This is a genomic window from Pseudoxanthomonas yeongjuensis (assembly GCF_010093345.1).
Lineage (GTDB): Bacteria > Pseudomonadota > Gammaproteobacteria > Xanthomonadales > Xanthomonadaceae > Pseudoxanthomonas_A > Pseudoxanthomonas_A yeongjuensis.
In genome coordinates, this window is the sequence record NZ_PDWT01000002.1 from 329,088 (window position 1) to 343,809 (window position 14,722).

15 protein-coding genes are annotated in these 14,722 nt (G+C 64.7%); 7 read left to right on the forward strand and 8 right to left on the reverse strand.

All coding sequences use genetic code 11. The features are described 5' to 3' along the window. Nucleotides 1-135 precede the first annotated feature (135 nt). Together CSC74_RS08590 and CSC74_RS08595 are read left to right on the forward strand one after the other, a co-directional pair. A complete protein-coding gene (locus CSC74_RS08590; RefSeq protein WP_162314028.1) occupies nt 136-702 on the forward strand; it encodes a hypothetical protein in 567 nt (188 codons plus the stop codon). Between the two features lie 111 nt (nt 703-813). Further along, nucleotides 814-2,019, forward strand: a complete 1,206-nt coding sequence (locus CSC74_RS08595; protein WP_162314029.1) for a GAF domain-containing sensor histidine kinase — start codon at nt 814-816, stop codon at nt 2,017-2,019. Nucleotides 2,020-2,211: 192 nt separating this feature from the next. Here the strand turns inward: CSC74_RS08595 and CSC74_RS08600 are convergent, their stop codons facing one another. Further along, nucleotides 2,212-3,288: an MBL fold metallo-hydrolase gene (locus CSC74_RS08600; RefSeq protein WP_162314030.1), complete on the reverse strand. Its 1,077-nt coding sequence runs from the start codon at nt 3,286-3,288 to the stop codon at nt 2,212-2,214. A gap of 103 nt (nt 3,289-3,391) precedes the next feature. On the opposite strand from CSC74_RS08600, the gene CSC74_RS08605 reads away from it, so the two are divergent. Beyond that, on the forward strand, nt 3,392-4,000 hold the full coding sequence (locus CSC74_RS08605) for a TetR/AcrR family transcriptional regulator (protein ID WP_162314031.1): 609 nt from the start codon (nt 3,392-3,394) through the stop codon (nt 3,998-4,000). 138 nt (nt 4,001-4,138) lie between these two features. On the opposite strand, the gene CSC74_RS08610 is transcribed toward CSC74_RS08605, so the two are convergent. From CSC74_RS08610 to CSC74_RS08630, 5 genes are all read right to left on the reverse strand, one after another. Then, nucleotides 4,139-6,250 (reverse strand): M13 family metallopeptidase, encoded by a 2,112-nt coding sequence (locus tag CSC74_RS08610; protein ID WP_162314032.1) that lies wholly within the window; start codon nt 6,248-6,250, stop codon nt 4,139-4,141. Nucleotides 6,251-6,543: 293 nt separating this feature from the next. Then, nucleotides 6,544-6,909, reverse strand: a complete 366-nt coding sequence (locus tag CSC74_RS08615; protein WP_162314033.1) for an RcnB family protein — start codon at nt 6,907-6,909, stop codon at nt 6,544-6,546. A 242-nt stretch (nt 6,910-7,151) separates the two neighbouring features. Beyond that, entirely contained in the window at nt 7,152-7,655 is a 504-nt protein-coding gene (locus CSC74_RS08620; RefSeq protein WP_425501445.1) for an REP-associated tyrosine transposase, read from the reverse strand. Nucleotides 7,656-7,818: 163 nt separating this feature from the next. Further along, nucleotides 7,819-9,477: a M28 family metallopeptidase gene (locus tag CSC74_RS08625; RefSeq protein WP_162314035.1), complete on the reverse strand. Its 1,659-nt coding sequence runs from the start codon at nt 9,475-9,477 to the stop codon at nt 7,819-7,821. An 88-nt stretch (nt 9,478-9,565) separates the two neighbouring features. Next, nucleotides 9,566-10,156, reverse strand: a complete 591-nt coding sequence (locus CSC74_RS08630; protein ID WP_162314036.1) for a hypothetical protein — start codon at nt 10,154-10,156, stop codon at nt 9,566-9,568. A 134-nt stretch (nt 10,157-10,290) separates the two neighbouring features. Between CSC74_RS08630 and CSC74_RS08635 the strand changes: the two genes are divergently transcribed. Beyond that, nucleotides 10,291-10,767 (forward strand): hypothetical protein, encoded by a 477-nt coding sequence (locus CSC74_RS08635; protein WP_162314037.1) that lies wholly within the window; start codon nt 10,291-10,293, stop codon nt 10,765-10,767. A gap of 6 nt (nt 10,768-10,773) precedes the next feature. Here CSC74_RS08635 and CSC74_RS08640 read toward each other — a convergent pair whose 3' ends face one another. Next, a complete protein-coding gene (locus tag CSC74_RS08640; RefSeq protein WP_162314038.1) occupies nt 10,774-11,013 on the reverse strand; it encodes a hypothetical protein in 240 nt (79 codons plus the stop codon). Nucleotides 11,014-11,422: 409 nt separating this feature from the next. On the opposite strand from CSC74_RS08640, the gene CSC74_RS08645 reads away from it, so the two are divergent. Beyond that, nucleotides 11,423-12,148 carry a hypothetical protein gene (locus CSC74_RS08645; protein WP_162314039.1) on the forward strand — a complete coding sequence of 242 codons (726 nt, stop codon included), beginning with the start codon at nt 11,423-11,425 and terminating at the stop codon, nt 12,146-12,148. A 174-nt stretch (nt 12,149-12,322) separates the two neighbouring features. On the opposite strand, the gene CSC74_RS08650 is transcribed toward CSC74_RS08645, so the two are convergent. Continuing rightward, the gene (locus tag CSC74_RS08650) at nt 12,323-12,697 is read right to left on the reverse strand and encodes a YciI family protein (RefSeq protein ID WP_162314040.1); all 375 of its coding nucleotides are present in this window, start codon (nt 12,695-12,697) and stop codon (nt 12,323-12,325) included. Nucleotides 12,698-12,858: 161 nt separating this feature from the next. Here CSC74_RS08650 and CSC74_RS08655 point away from each other — a divergent pair, with 161 nt between their 5' ends. Then, complete coding sequence (locus tag CSC74_RS08655) at nt 12,859-13,800, forward strand: ABC transporter ATP-binding protein (RefSeq protein ID WP_162314041.1); 942 nt, start codon at nt 12,859-12,861, stop codon at nt 13,798-13,800. Nucleotides 13,801-13,957: 157 nt separating this feature from the next. Then, entirely contained in the window at nt 13,958-14,719 is a 762-nt protein-coding gene (locus CSC74_RS08660) for an ABC transporter permease (RefSeq protein WP_162314042.1), read from the forward strand. Nucleotides 14,720-14,722 lie beyond the last annotated feature (3 nt).

The following is a 14,722-nucleotide window of genomic DNA, read 5'->3' on the forward strand; positions in this document are numbered from 1 at the left end:
GCGGCGGCTCGGCGGCAGGATAACGCGTCCGCCGGAGGGCTGAACGGAGGATCGCAGGCATCCCTGTTGCGCTTGCTTGCGTTGCAACGGGCTGCGCTTCTAGAGTCGGCCAATCCGCAACGGCAGGGGATGCCCGTGAAGATTCCAGTCGCCTTGATCGCCGCGCTGCTGTCCGGCGCGACGCCCGCTTTCGCCCAGGGATGGCACGACCGCCAGGGCAATCCCATCCCCGATACCTCATCCACCAAGTCCGTGGAAGGTTTCGCCGGCATGCTGATGGTGACGCCGGATGCGGACTGGCAGGAAAAGTGGAACACGCCGAGGGAGGTCATCCCGCACTTCAACGAAGCCAGCGAGGTCCGGGTGGGAGGGAAACTGCAGATCCTGATCTTCTTTTCCAATCCGCAGCTGGATGCCGGCCGGCTCGCCGACGTCACCTGCGACCTGGAAGTCATCCGCCCCGATGGCAGCAAGGGGGTGAACGAGCAGGACGTCGAGTGCTACCAGGGTCCGATATCCGGTGAAGCAGCAAGCCTCTACATGGCCAGGCCGTCGCTGCAGTTCGTCGCCGAGGTGGGCGACCTGCCGGGGGTGTGGACCATGCGCGTGACCTTGCGCGACAACCACCGGGGCGTCGGCATGATCCTGGAGAAAAAGGTCGCCCTGGTGGCCGGTGAAATCACCCCGGAAACCACCGGATAAAGATCCGGCGGATATCGCGCGTGACCTGCTGGCACGCTTGATGCTTGGCGCTTCACCCGGCTCAATCCGCCCTCGGCGAATCCAAGTATGCTGCCTCGGTAGGAGGGAACAATGGGAGACGGGGACGTGCAGGCGGTCAGCGAGGAATCGATTGTGCGCGACATCGCGGCGATCAACCGCATCGAAGCCGTGCCCACCATCCTGAAGGCGGTGACCCACACCACCGGCATGCGCTTCGCTGCAGTGGCCCGGGTCACCGACTCGCACTGGATCGCCTGCGCGGTCCATGACGGTATCGATTTCGGCCTGCGGCCCGGTGGCGAACTGGATCTGCAGACAACGATCTGCAACGAGATCCGCCAGACCGGAAAACCGGTCGTGTTCAGCCAGGCCAGCGCCCACCCGGTATTCGCCGGCCATCCCACGCCCGCGCGTTACGGCTTCGAAAGCTATGTCTCGGTGCCGATCGTGTATCGCGACGGCCGCTTCTTCGGCACCTTGTGCGCACTCGATCCGCTGCCGGCGAAGCTGGACGATCCGCATGTGCTGCAGACCCTCGAACTGTTCGCGCAACTGATCGCCACGCAACTGGATGCCGACGACCGGCTGGTCCGCAGCGATGCGGAACTGAGTGCATCGCACGACCTCGCGAAGTTGCGCGAACAATTCATCGCCGTGCTCGGCCACGACCTGCGCAATCCGCTGCAGGCGATCAGCATGGCCGCCGAGATGCTGCTGCTGGAACCGCTGCCGCCGACCGCGCAGCGCAACGTGCGGCGCATCCAGGGCAGCGTCGATCGCATGTCCGACCTGGTCCACGACATCCTCGATTTCGCCCGTGGCCGGCTTGGCGGCGGGATCCCGGTCGCCCTGCATCCGCACGACGACCTGGCCGCGGAACTGCAGGAAGTGGTGACCGAGAACCGCAGCGCCCACCCGGATCGCATGATCCAGGCGCAGTTCGATTTCGACACCGCGGTGGTCTGCGATTGCAGCCGCCTGGCGCAGTTGCTGGACAACCTCCTGGCCAACGCGCTGCGCCATGGTGCGACGGACCAGCCGGTGCGGGTGGTCGCGCGCTGCGTAGGCGGCGGCTTCGAACTGTCGGTGCACAACGGCGGCCCGGCGATTACCGTGGACAAGCTGGGGCGTCTGTTCCAGCCGTTCTCGCACACTCTGTCCGACGAACCCGCCCCCGGCTTGGGCCTGGGCCTGTTCATCGCCGCGGAGATCGCCAAGGCCCACCTCGGCACGCTGACGGTCACCTCCAGCGAAGCCGAAGGCACGCGCTTCACCTTCCTCATGCCGGTGGCCTGAAGGCCGCCGTTGTAGGAGCGGCGCAAGTCGCGAGGTCCTGGAAAATCGCCGCTCCTGGCGTCCTGCACGCCGATGGCTGTTCACGGGATCGATCGGTATCGATCCGACGGCTCCGTAACTTCGCGACTTGCGTCGCTCCTACAGGCAGGCTCGGGCGATCAGCTCACCCAGACTTGAACCGTACGCCGGCGCTCATTCGTCTTTTTCGAGCCACCACGCCGATCCGGCGTGCGGCGCGGCGATGGCCACTGCTTCGCCCATGCGTGGCGTGGTGATCGCGACATTCTTTTCGGCCGCCAGCGCGGTGATGCGGTCGAACGGCTGGTGCCAGCTGTGCAGGGCCAGGTCGAAGGTGCCGTTGTGGATCGGCAGCAACCACTTGCCGCGCAGGTCGAGGTGCGCCTGCAGGGTCTGTTCCGGTTGCATGTGCACGTCCGGCCATTGCCGATCGTAGGCGCCGGTTTCCATCAGGGTCAGGTCGAACGGGCCGTACTTGTCGCCGATGGTCTTGAAGCCGTCGAAGTAGCCGGAGTCGCCGCTGAAGAACACACGCAGGTCGTCGTCCAGGATCGTCCACGACGCCCACAAAGTCTTGTTGCCGTCGCCGAGGCCGCGCCCGGAGAAATGCTGCGACGGCGTGGCCACGAAACGGATGCCATCGACGGTCGTCGATTGCCACCAGTCCAGCTGCTGCACCTTGTCCGCCTCCACGCCCCAGGCGATCAGCTGGTCGCCGACGCCCAGCGGGGCGAGGAAGTGTGCGGTCTTGCCGGTCAGCTGCAGGATCGCGGCGTGGTCCAGGTGGTCGTAATGGTTGTGCGACAGGATCACGCCCTTGATCGGCGGCAGTTCGTCGATGCCGATCGGCGGGGCGTGGAAGCGCTTCGGCCCGGCCCACTGCACGGGCGAGGCGCGTTCGGAAAACACCGGATCGGTCAGCCAGAACTCGCCACGCAGTTTCAGCAGCACGGTCGAATGGCCCAGCCGAAACACGCTGCGGTCCGGCGCCGCCAGCAACTGGGCGCGGCTCAGCGCCAGCACCGGCACCGGCCGGTCGGGCACGGTGTCGGCGGGCTTGTCGAAGAAGAACACCCAGGCCAGCTTCAGGGTCTTCCACAGGCCCGGCTGCGGGGTCGGCGCCGGGTTGCGGAACTTGCCGCCGCGCTGCTGCGGCGAGTCGGGGAAGGTGGGGGCGGTAGCGGAGATGCAGGCGGTATGGGCCGTCACGGCGAGGATTCCAAGCAGGAGGACAAGGAGAAGGCGTTTCATGGGAGGCGCCCGATTGATTACACTGCACAGTGTAGTTCCATAGTTTCTAGAAAGTAAACCCATGAGTGTAAAATGTGACGTCCCTCCGCAAACCGCCCTGTCCATGACCCAGCCGCAACGCCTCACCGACCGCAAGCGCGAGGACATCCTCCGCGCCGCCATCGAGGAATTCCGCGGCAGCGGCTACGAGGCGACCAGCATGGATCGCATCGCCGCCAGCGCGGGCGTGTCCAAGCGCACGGTCTACAACCACTTCCCCAGCAAGGAAGTGCTGTTCGCCGAGATCATGCTGCAGCTGTGGGAGCGATCCATGGCCCAGGTCGACCTGGCCTATCGCGCCGACAAACCACTGCGCGATCAGTTGCGGCAGTTGCTGCAGCAGAAGCTGACGATGCTCGCCGACGCCAGCTTCATCGACCTGGCCCGGGTGGCCATCGCCGAAACCATCCACTCGCCGGAACGCGCGCGCGACATGGTCGCCAAGCTCGGCGACAAGGAAGAAGGCGTGACCGTGTGGCTGCGCGCGGCGCTCGCCGACGGCAAGCTCAAGGACGTGGATCCGGTGTTCGCCGCGCACCAGCTGCAGGGACTGGTGAAGAGCTTCGCCTTCTGGCCGCAGGTCACCCTGGGCGCGCCGCCGTTGACCCAGGCGATGCAGCAGCAGGTGCTGGAGTCGGCGGTGGAGATGTTCCTGGGCGTTTACGCGCGGTAAGCGTTCGCGAGAGCAACTTGCAGGAGCGACCTGTAGGAGCGACGCAAGTCGCGAAGCCTTTTCTCCAGGCCATCGCGACTTGCGTCGCTCCTACATCGCCTCACAAGGCTCCCTCGCGCCTTCTAGAAAAAACCTTCCTCACCACACCTTGACCCGCTTCTCCGGCGCCAGATACAGCTTCTGTCCGTCCTTCACCTCGAATGCGGGATACCACGCCTCGAGGTTGCGCACGGTCAGCGTGCGGTACTGGCCGGGGGCGTGCACATTGGTCAGCACGCTGTTGCGCAGCGCCTGTTCGCGGGCCTTGCTGCGCCAGGCCTGCGCCCAACCGAGGAAGAAACGCTGATCCGGAGTGAAGCCTTCCAGGGTCTGCTCCGGCTTGCCCTGGCGCGACAGCGTGTAGGCGTCGTAGGCGGTGGCCAGTCCGGCGACGTCGGCGATGTTCTCGCCCAGGGTCAGCTCGCCGTTGACGTGCAGGTCGGGGAACGGGAAGTAGCTGTCGTACTGCGCGGCCAGCGCGGCGCCGGCGGCCTGGAAATTCTTCAGGTCCTGCGGCGTCCACCAGTTGCGCAGCTTGCCGCTGGCGTCGAACAGCGCGCCGCTGTTGTCGAAGCTGTGGCTGATCTCGTGGCCGATCACCCCGCCGATGGCGCCGTAGTTCATCGCATCGTCGGCGGCGCCGTCGAAGAACGGTGGCTGCAGGATCGCGGCGGGGAAGATCAGCCGGTTCTCCAGCGGCACGTTCAGCGCGTTGACTTGCTGCGGCAGCAGGAACCATTCGTCGTAGTCGACCGGCTTGCCCAGCTTGGCCAGGTTGCGCTGGTATTCGAACAGGCTCGCGCGCTGCGCATTGCCCAGCGCGTCATCGCGCTTGATCTCCAGCGCGGAGTAATCGCGCCACTTGGCCGGGTAACCCATGCTCACCTTCAGACCGGCGAGCTTGGCCTTGGCCTGGGTCTTGGTTTCCGGCGACATCCACTCCACCGCGTCGATGCGCTTGCCGAAGGCGGTGACGATGTCGGCCACCATCCTGTCGGCGCGGGCCTTGGTCGCGGGGCTGAAGTGTTTGTCTACATAAACCTTGCCGACCGCCTCGCCGAGGTCGTGGTCGGCGGCGTCGACCGCGCGCTTCCAGCGTTCCTTCTGCTGCGGCGTGCCGGACAGCGCGGTGCCGTGGAAGGCGAAGTGTTCGTCGGCGAAGGCCTTGGGCAGGTAGTCCGAGGCGCGATCCAGTGCGTGGAAGGCCAGGTAGTCCTTCCAGGTTTCCAGCGGCTGCGATTTCACCAGCGCGGACAGGCCGCTGATCGCCTTGGGTTGCCAGACCACGAAATCCTGTTGCGCGCTCAAACCGGCGCCGTCGAGGAAGGCATTCCAGTCCAGGCCCGGTGCGCGGGTGGCGAAGTCGGCCTGCTTCCAGGCGTTGGCGCCTTTCTCCACGTCGTTGGTTTCCAGCTGGGTGGCGTGGACGCGGGCGATGGACGTTTCCAGGGCGAGGATGCGCGCGGCCTTGCTGTCGGCATCGGCGATCCCAGCGAGAGTCAGTACCTTGGCGATGTGCGCCTGGTACTGCTTGCGCAGCTCGGCCATGCGCCCGCCTTCCAGGTAGAAGTCGCGGTCGGGCATGCCCAGGCCGCCTTGCACCAGGTAGGGCGCGGTGCGGTCGGGCTGGTTGATGTCCTGCGAGACCCACAGGCCGAACAGACGGTCGGTGTAGTAGTTGGTGGCGTTGAGCAGGTCGACGTCGGCACGCAGTTGCTGGCCGAAGGTGCGCGACAGGCTGGCGGTGTCGGTCAGCGCGGCGATGCTTTCCAGTTCGGCCTTGACCGGGGTGAGGCCGCGCGACTCGATGCCGGCCTCGTCCATGAACGCGGCGTAGTAAGCACCGATCTTCTGCCGGTCGCCGCTGGCAGCGGTGTCGCCGGCGGCGTCCTCGAGGATGGCCCGGGTATCGGCCTGCGCCTTCTCGGTGATCATGCTGAAGCTGCTGTAGCTGGAACGGTCGGCGGGGATCTCGGTGTTCTTCACCCAGTTGCCGTTGGCGAAGTCGAAGAAGTTGTCGCCAGCGGCAACACCCTTGTCCATGCCCGCGGCATCGAAACCGAAACTGCCGAGCGCGGGTTTGGCCGGCGCAGGCGCGGTCGCGGCCGCCGGGGTTTGCGCAGTTTGTTCGGAAGCCGGGCGATCGCAGCCTGCCAGCGTGGTGGCGAGGATGCCGGCGATCAGCAAGGGAAGTACGGCGGGCTTGTTCATGAGGCGGCTCGGCGATTGGTGATCCGCCGAGGGTAGGCGTTGCGGGGCCGCCACGCAAAGCGCGGAAGTCATGGTGGGCCGGCACGCTAGCGCAGTTTCGTGCGCAGCCCCAGTCAGGCGATGTGCGGAGTTTGGCGTGTCGTAGGAGCGACGTGAGTCGCGACTACTCGATGCTCGGATCAAAACCCTTCGCGACTCACGTCGCTCCTACGACATTGGGTGCAATTCCATGCAACCCAAAAGAAAAGCCCCGCATGAGCGGGGCTTCCCTGATCCTTCCGGCATCGCTGGGCTCAGTAACCGAGCGCCTGCGAGATCACCCCGGTCGCGATCTCGACCAGCAGATAACGGTCGTCCTGCGGCCGGACCCAACGGTAGCCGCGCGGCGGCGGAGCCAGGCGATAGCTGCGGTAGTCGTTCACGTAGTAACGCGGTTCCCAGTACACCACCGGCACGTAGTCGCCGCGGCGATAAGCCTTCTTGACCTGGCCGTAGTGGTGGCCGTTGTCGTGCTTGTCCTTGTGCTTGTGGCCATCGTAGTAACCATGGCGATCACGGTCGTGCTTGCCCTTGTCATCGTGGCCATCGCGGGCGAAGGCCGCAGCCGAAGACAGCAGCAGGGTGGCGGCGAGCGAAGTGGTCAGCAGCAATCGTTTCATGGCGAGGCTCCTTTGCCTTGGTACGGGCCGATGCTAGAGGTCCCTGTCTGAACGCAATACCGGCCGTGCGGCATCTTCATCGGCTCCATTCAGGTTTCATGGAACCATGCGACGCCTGTGTGGGAGCGGTGTAAGCCGCGAAGCTTTTGATTTGAATGCTGCCTGTGCCATGTCAAAAGCTTCGCGGCTTACGCCGCTCCCACAACTCCCGCATTGATCATGTCCCTCAAGCTCGCATTTCTTCAGATCCAGTCGGCGTTCCAGTAGGGATAATCGCCGACTCTTCTGGCCAGGCCAGCGCGGATCGGGTTGAGGACGAGGTAACGGGCGGCGGCGTACATGGCCTCTTCTTTCCTCAGCGCATGGTCCTGGAATCCTTTTTCCCAGATGGTTGCCAGCCCGGGATGCACCAGACGGATGCGGCGCGCGGTGTTTGATTTCAAGTTCCGCACCACGGCGGACAAGTCATGCATCGCGCCCAGTTCGATCAGACCGTGCCAGTGGTCGGGCATCAACACCCAGGCGTGCAGGCGCGCGTCCTGCCACAGGCGTGGATCGCTGAGGGTGCGTGAGGCAATGCGGGCGGATTCGTGGTCAGCGAACAGGGGGTGCCGATTGCAGGTGATGAAGGTCACCAGGTAGATCTGACCGGCAAGAGAACATCGCCCTTTGCGCAGGGCGGCATAGCCTGGTTTCGATGTGCCGGAGGCGTGTCGCATGCCAGCAGTTTTATGCGGAGGCCGCATCGGCACTATCAGCGAAGGTAGTGCCGCTTTGTGGGGATTATCCGAGTTGCGGTTGTGGAAGCGGCGTAAGCCGCGATGCTTTTGAAGGATCAGGTTTCATTCGGTCCAAAAGCATCGCGGCTTACGCCGCTCCCACAACTCCCATAACCCCCGCAATTTTTGTTTACTTGCGGTCGGCTGCGGTTGCGTCGCGGGCGGCGCGGAATTCGGAATCCTGGCTCCAGTTCGGCCAGCGGTCGGAGTTGGCCAGATCGCTGCCGACGGTGTAGAGCAGCTGCAGGTCGCGGGCCATGCCGGTGAAGGTCCAGTCCGCTTCCCACTGGTCGGCGGGCTGGTGGTAGCGGTCCTTCACGTAGGCTTCCTCGATCGCCTTGCCCGCGGCCACGCCGCCGTCGACCAGGTCGTCGCCGGAACCGAACGACACGGCAGGCACGCCGCGCTTGGCGAAGGGGAAATGATCGGAGCGGAAGAAATGGCCGGCTTCGGGCTTGGGATCGGTGCTGTAGGCCAAGTCGAATTTCTTCGCCGTGTCGATCAACTCATCCAGCAGCTCGACCTTAGCGCTGCCCGAGGTGGTGAAATTCCTGGCCGGACCATGCGGATCCAGCGCATCCATGTTCAATACCGCCACGGTCTTGCCCAGCGGATACAGCGGCGCGGAGGAGTAGTACTCCGAGCCGAGCAGGCCTTTTTCCTCGGCGGTGACGTTGAGGAACAGGATCGAGCGCTCCGGTTTGGTTTTCGCGAACGCTTCGGCGAGTTCGATCAGCGCCGCGGTGCCGGTGCCGTTGTCGACCGCGCCGTTGTAGATGCGGTCGCCCTGGGCGTCGGGTTCGCCCACGCCCAGGTGGTCCCAATGCGCGCTGTAGACCACGGTTTCACCGGGACGCTTGCTGCCCTCGATGCGGCCGGCGATGTTCTGCGAGGTGATGACCTTGGAATCGACCGCGTATTTGGCCGAGAAGGTTTCGCCCTCCAGCTCCACCGGCTTGAAGTCGCGGGTCTGCGCCTGTTTCTTCAACGCATCGAAATCCAGACCGGCGTTCTTGAGCAACGCGACCGCTTCGTCGCGCTGGATCCAGCCTTCCAGTTGCGGATGGGTGTCCTTGGGTTTTTCGCGGACGATGTCGAACATGGTGTTGGTGTTGGAATTCTTCACCGTGGCCCAGCCGTACGACGCCGGATCGGTTTCGTGCACCACCAGCACGCCGGCCGCGCCCTGGCGCGCGCCTTCTTCGTACTTGTAGGTCCAGCGGCCGTAATAGGTCATCGCCTTGCCGCCGAAATCGCCCTGGCCGGTTTCGAAATCCGGATCGTTGATCAGCACGACCATGATCTTGCCCTTCAGGTCGACGCCCTTGAAGTCGTCCCAGTCGCGCTCCGGCGCCTTGACTCCGTAGCCGACGAACACGAGCGGCGCGTTGGCGATGTCCACCGAAGTGGAACCGTCCATCGCCGCGCGCACCGCGATCTGCTCGCCCTGGGTCAGCGCCTGCGACTTGCCGCCGGAGGCAATGGAGAGCTCCGGCGTGCCGGTGATTTCGGTGCGCAGCAGCGGCACCGCCTGGGTCCAGGCGCGCTTGCCGTCCTTCAGGTCGCCGCCAGGCTGCAGGCCCGCGGCCTTCATCTGTTCGACCACGTAGGCGACGGTTTTGGTCTCGCCTGCGGTGGCGGGGCCACGGCCTTCGAATTCGTCCGAGGACAAGGTCTTGACGATGGCGGACAGGCGTTGCGGATCGAACGTGGGCGCATCGGCCGCATGCGTGGCGGGCAAGGCCATCGCGATAGCGACGGAAAGCAGAGAGGCGGTGAGCAGTTTCATGCGGTACCTGTCGGAAAGCCGGGTGGAACACCCATGTTAGCAGCGCTCCTCATTCCAGCCATGTGACCACCGGCTACCGCGGGTGGCGCTAGTACTCCAGCGCCACCGACATCATCCGCAGGCCGCCAGCGAAGGTGCCGGCACGGACCAGGTCGAAATACCACCAGGTCCCGTTCGCGCTGAAGCCGTTGCCCGGAGTGATCACCACCGACTGCTGCAGCAATGTGCCGAGGTTTTCCGGCGCCGCGATCAGGTTGGTGCTGACCGCGCCATAGGTCTCGTAGTTGTTGCCGCTGTTGAAGGTCATCGGGGTGACGTTGAACTTCAGGTCGCCGGCACTGTCGTCCAGGATCTGGTGGAAGAAGGTGAGCCTGATCCTGCCGCCGGTGTAGTCGGCGGGCCGATGCACGGTGAAGCTCATCATGCCGTTCTTCTCCACCCAGTTGACCCCGCGCTGATGGAGCACGAAGGACGCGGTGTTGCTGTAGGACAACGCATGCGCCGGATAGGTCAGCAGGTGCCTGTACTTGACCAGGCAGCCGCGCGTGCCGGGGTGGCAGGGCGCCGCTTGTCTGGCCAGGCTTTCAGAAGCGCCTCCAGGGGCAGCTGTCTGCTGGGCGAAGGCGGCCGGGACCAGGGCCAGGAACAGGACAGGCATCCACACGACACGCAGGTTCATCGCAATTCTCCAGGTAGCAAGGCACGGCGATCCTGTCCGCCGTCGCCTATCAATACGCAGAAAACGTCGTCCGACCGGACAGGCCGTCGCCAGAAGAATTACCCGATGCATTCTTCATCGGCGGTGGCGCCGGATTGACGCTGCTGGCCTCGACGCTGGCCAACCAGCCGCTGGATCCATTCAGCATCGCGATCATGTTCTGTTTCGCATGCGTGTATGCGCTGGGAATCGCCGCGGGGTTGTGGATGCTGGAAGGGCATCGCCATGCCGTCGCGCTGAATCTGGTGTTCTGGGCGCTGCAGGTTCCGCAGTTGCATTCGCCGGTGGCCAGTTACCTGTTCTGGGCGCCGGCCAAACTCGGGATCTGGTGGAACGTGACCGCGTCCAAAGTCGGCCTTTCCTGCCAGGTCGGCAGCTCTTTCCAGTTCAGCATGTTCAGCGCGGGCATGGATTTCATCCTGGCGCTCAACTTGTTCGCGCTGGCCTGCAGCCTTTACCTGTACGTGCTGTATCGCCGGCAGTATCCGGCCACGCGGATAGCTGCAGAGGAAAGTCGGAGGGAAACGGAGACCGGGCGCGATCCGGCGGAGACCACGGATCGCGTCTGGTAACGCTCGCTAGCGCGAGCGCGGACGCACCGAAGGTGCGGACTTGGGTACTTCGCCGCTCTGGGCGGGGGCCACGGTCTGCAGGACGCGGGTCACGCCCAGCTTCTCGACCTTGCCGCCGGATTTCTCGTAATCGGCGATATCGTTGGCGATGCGCTCGCTTTCCAGGCGCTTGTGCGGATTGCCGTCGCTACCGGCGGGTGGTCCCTTCGGGGCCGGGCTCTTGCCGCTGGTCTTCTTCGCTTTCATCAATTCCCTCCTGCAGGGCGGCGGATGCACTGCGCATCCGGTAGGGAGGGCGCAAAACGCGACATCCGCCGCCACTATGCGCCAATACGGAGCAGAAGGGCGTGATTGCGACGGAAACGCCGCAAAACGCAGTGTTTCGACCCGGAAAACAGGATTTCCAAGCTGGAAACCTCCGACCGGCGATCCTGCCGCAAGCCGCGACCGTTGTCGCCGCTGCGATCCGGCCGCGAGCGAATCGCGGACTCGCCACGCCCTGCGGCCGACCGCGCGGGTACGGTCGGATGCGACCTTGCAGTGTTTGGCGGAATCGTACGGATGGCTTCGTAAAGGGTCCGCACGCGCGCGGCAAGTGCGTTAATCCAGGTTCGACAGGCGTTCCCTTGTCCGATCCCTTCTTCTGGAGCAATCGATGTCGCGTATCTCCGTTTCCATGTTTGCCATGGCCGTGATGCTGGTATTCGCCGGTGCATGCCGCGCCCAGTCCGCGGACATCGATCCGGCGGCCATGGCGCAGATGTATTCCTCCATGGGCGACCCGGGCAGCGCGGCGCGGATGTCCGATTCCGATGCGAGCTGCGAACAGTTGTACGCGGAATCCAATTACCTGGATGCGCGTGTGGCCGCGATGCCCAAGGCAATGGATCCGATGGAAGTGAGTGCGAAGATGCAGGAAGACATGATGGCCGCGCAGAAGAAGGCGATGGGTGGCATGCGCGCCAAGGGCATGGCCAGCAGTTTGCTGAGCATGATTCCCGGAGTCGGCGGCATCGCCGGAGGCCTGGCTTCCAGCGCCTTGTCGCGCAGTAGTGGCGGCATGGAAGCGGCGGGCGAGGCGACCCGCAAGGCGATGAAGGAGATGCAGGACAACAACCAGGCGATGATGGCCGGCGCACAGTTGCAGATGCGCAAGGGCCACGTCACCCGGTTGTTCCTGGCGCGCGATTGCAAGGTTTCCACGCTGGATCGGTCGTTGGTGGCCAGCGCGCGCGGCAGCCTCGAGGCGAGCAAGGGCGAGAGTGCGGCGATGGCGATTCCGCAAGCCGCGGTCCCGCCAATGCAAGCGCAGGCAGTGGAGGCGTCATCGGTGGGGCAACCGTCGACCGAAGCGCAGGCGCCGGTCGGTGCAAGCGAATGAGCCTGACCAGGCTCGGGCGCGAGATCGAAGCCGCGCTCAGGCGCCTGTTCTTCGGCGGATCGGATCGTTTGCGAGCGAAGCCACGGCGCCGCGATCACGATTGAATCGCGGGACCGGACCGGCGTGGCGACGGGTTATCGCTTCATCCCCGACCGTTCCGGCATGACCGGCGCATCAAGCACCCACGCGCCTGCGCACGGCTTCGAAGTCGCGTATGGGCCTGACTTCCACGCTGCCGGTTTTCGTCCACGGAAATTCGCCGGCGATGCGCACCGCTTCGTCCATGTCCGCGGCTTCGATCAGGTTGAAACCGCCAAGCATTTCCTTGGTTTCGGCGAACGGTCCGTCGACGACCGTGGTGCGGCCGTTGCGGATGCGCACGGTTTTCGCGGTGGCGGGCGCTTCGAGCTGCTGCGATTCCAGCAGCTTGCCATCGGCGCGCAGTTCGTCGGCGTGGACGATGCAATCCTTCATGGTGCGGTCGAACTCGCCGGCCGGCATCGCTTCCAGCAGCGAGCCATCGTTGTAGATCAGCAGCAGGAATTGCATCGCGGGCGTCCAGGCAGGGGCAAGGTGGCAACAAGTACCGGCGAATGCGGGCGGGGTCAAGGACCGGGCCGACAGGGATTCATATTCCCGGGGACGGGACACTGGCGCGACGGGAGTTCCGGTACGATCCGTCGTCAACATCCGCCAGTCCCGGGATCCGCGTGTCCTCGATCGTCTCCATCAGCAAGCTCAGCAAGACCTACGCCTCCGGGTTCCAGGCGTTGAAGTCCGTGGACCTGGAGATCCGCAAGGGCGAGATCCTGGCCCTGCTCGGGCCCAATGGCGCGGGCAAGACCACCCTGATCAGCATCGTCTGCGGCATCGTCAACCCCAGCAGCGGCACGGTGCTCGCCGACGGCCACGACATCGTGCGCGACTACCGCGCCGCGCGCGGCAAGATCGGACTGGTGCCGCAGGAACTGTCCACCGACGCGTTCGAGACGGTGTGGGCGACGGTCAAGTTCAGCCGCGGCCTGTTCGGCAAGCCGCCGGACGCGAAGTACCTGGAAAAGATCCTGCGCGACCTGTCGCTGTGGGACAAGAAGGACAGCAAGATCATGACCCTGTCCGGCGGCATGAAACGCCGCGTGCTGATCGCCAAGGCGCTCTCGCACGAGCCGAGCATCCTGTTCCTGGACGAACCCACCGCGGGCGTCGACGTCGAGCTGCGCCGCGACATGTGGCAGATGGTCCGCAACCTGCGCGCGAGCGGCGTCACCATCATCCTGACCACGCACTACATCGAGGAGGCCGAGGAAATGGCCGACCGCATCGGCGTGATCAGCAAGGGCGAGCTGATCCTGGTCGAGGACAAGCAGGTGCTGATGCGCAAGCTGGGCAAGAAGCAGTTGACCCTGCAGTTGCAGAATCCGCTGGGCGCGATTCCGGCGGAACTGTCCTCGCTGCCGCTGGAGTTGGCCGATGAAGGCCACGCCCTGGTCTATACCTTCGACGCGCAGAAGGAGGAAACCGGCATCGCCGCGCTGCTCAAGCGTCTGGGCGAGCTGGGCATCGACTTCAAGGACCTGCATTCCAGCGAGAGCTCGCTGGAGGAGATTTTCGTGAGCCTGGTGCATGGTGGAAAAAATGGGGCAGGAGCATGAGCCGTTTTGCATTTGCTCGTCATCCCCGCGCAGGCGGGGACCCAGCGACTTTGCTCTTAGAAAGCGACAAGACACTGGATGACCAGCGCTGCGCGCCGTTGTGGAGCGATCCCCGCCTGCGCGGGGATGACGATCTAATTTTCCTTGCGAGGTCCGCATGAACTGGCACGCGATCCGCGCGATCTACCGCTTCGAGATGGCGCGTACGTTCCGCACCATCACCCAGTCCATCGCCTCACCGGTGCTGTCCACGTCGCTGTATTTCGTGGTCTTCGGCGCGGCGATAGGCTCGCGCATGGGCGCCATCGACGGGATCAGCTACGGCGCCTTCATCATCCCCGGGCTGATCATGCTGTCGCTGTTGAACGAGAGCATCTCCAACGCCTCGTTCGGCATCTACATGCCGAAGTGGGCGGGCACCATCTACGAGTTGCTGTCGGCGCCGGTGTCGTACATCGAAGTGGTGCTCGGCTATGTCGGCGCGGCGGCGACCAAGTCGCTGATCCTGGGCGTGCTGATCCTGGCCACCGCGCGCCTCTTCGTGCCTTACGAGATCGCGCACCCGTTGTGGATGCTGTGCTTCCTGCTGCTGACCGCGGTCACCTTCAGCCTGTTCGGTTTCATCATCGGCCTGTGGGCCGACGACTTCCAGAAACTGCAGGTGATCCCGCTGATGATCGTGACCCCGCTGACCTTCCTGGGCGGCGCGTTCTATTCGATCAACATGCTGTCGCCGGTGTGGCAGAAGATCACCCTGTTCAATCCGGTGGTGTACCTGATCAGCGGTTTTCGCTGGAGTTTCTACGGCGTGGCCGACGTCAACGTCGGCATCAGCCTGGCCGCGATCCTCGGCTTCCTGGTGCTGTGCCTGGGGGTGGTCTGGTGGATCTTCCGCACCGGCTGGAAGCTCAAGGTCTGAGCC

Coding starts and splice junctions, on each gene's coding strand:
- CSC74_RS08625 (WP_162314035.1), bottom strand. CDS start 9,477: ATGAAACTGCTCACCGCCTCTCTGCTTTCCGTCGCTATCGCGATGGCC.
- CSC74_RS08615 (WP_162314033.1), bottom strand. CDS start 6,909: ATGAAACGATTGCTGCTGACCACTTCGCTCGCCGCCACCCTGCTGCTG.
- CSC74_RS08605 (WP_162314031.1), top strand. CDS start 3,392: ATGACCCAGCCGCAACGCCTCACCGACCGCAAGCGCGAGGACATCCTC.
- CSC74_RS08600 (WP_162314030.1), bottom strand. CDS start 3,288: ATGAAACGCCTTCTCCTTGTCCTCCTGCTTGGAATCCTCGCCGTGACG.
- CSC74_RS08650 (WP_162314040.1), bottom strand. CDS start 12,697: ATGCAATTCCTGCTGCTGATCTACAACGATGGCTCGCTGCTGGAAGCG.
- CSC74_RS08640 (WP_162314038.1), bottom strand. CDS start 11,013: ATGAAAGCGAAGAAGACCAGCGGCAAGAGCCCGGCCCCGAAGGGACCA.
- CSC74_RS08595 (WP_162314029.1), top strand. CDS start 814: ATGGGAGACGGGGACGTGCAGGCGGTCAGCGAGGAATCGATTGTGCGC.
- CSC74_RS08660 (WP_162314042.1), top strand. CDS start 13,958: ATGAACTGGCACGCGATCCGCGCGATCTACCGCTTCGAGATGGCGCGT.
- CSC74_RS08645 (WP_162314039.1), top strand. CDS start 11,423: ATGTCGCGTATCTCCGTTTCCATGTTTGCCATGGCCGTGATGCTGGTA.
- CSC74_RS08620 (WP_425501445.1), bottom strand. CDS start 7,655: ATGCGGCCTCCGCATAAAACTGCTGGCATGCGACACGCCTCCGGCACA.
- CSC74_RS08630 (WP_162314036.1), bottom strand. CDS start 10,156: ATGAACCTGCGTGTCGTGTGGATGCCTGTCCTGTTCCTGGCCCTGGTC.
- CSC74_RS08610 (WP_162314032.1), bottom strand. CDS start 6,250: ATGAACAAGCCCGCCGTACTTCCCTTGCTGATCGCCGGCATCCTCGCC.